The following is a 449-nucleotide window of genomic DNA, read 5'->3' on the forward strand; positions in this document are numbered from 1 at the left end:
TGCCGAACGCGCGCCACCATTCGCGCTTCACGGGCGTGGCGGCCGCGAGCGTCGTCGCGTCGGCGGATGCGCCGTCCCATTGCGGCGGCAGCGCGAGATCGGGGCGGTGATAGGCCGGCGTCAGCGAGCACGCGCCGCAGGCGGCGGCCAACGCGGCGAGCGCGGACTTGGCGAGACGCGTATCGATCCTGGCGAACACCGGCAGGCGGCCGGCGCGCTTATGCACGGCGCAGCGCGCCGGCGCGGGCATGGCCGCGCCGCGAAGGCAACGGCGAAGGCGAAGGTGAACGCGTCATCGGCGCGCGATCGCCGGGCGACGCGGGCAGGCCGCGGAAACTGAGCGTGCGATTGAGCGTGCAATACGGAAAAGCCACGGGCGCATCCTCGACAGATTCGATGGCGTCCGGCCGACGACGCAGGGCGGCAGGCCCATGCCGTCTCGCGGATCG

1 protein-coding gene and 1 pseudogene are annotated in these 449 nt (G+C 73.5%); both read right to left on the reverse strand.

Features of this window, described 5'->3' with window-relative positions; translation table 11 throughout:
* Positions 1-226: pseudogene (locus G3N92_RS34775) on the reverse strand (hypothetical protein); the annotation flags it as partial.
* The coding region (locus tag G3N92_RS34780) for a hypothetical protein (RefSeq protein ID WP_206131968.1) at positions 219-449 on the reverse strand (231 nt) is incomplete at its 5' end. The pseudogene G3N92_RS34775 and the gene G3N92_RS34780, both read right to left, overlap by 8 nt.

The sequence above is a fragment of the Burkholderia sp. Ac-20379 genome (assembly GCF_017104645.1).
In the GTDB taxonomy this organism is placed as follows: Bacteria; Pseudomonadota; Gammaproteobacteria; order Burkholderiales; family Burkholderiaceae; genus Burkholderia.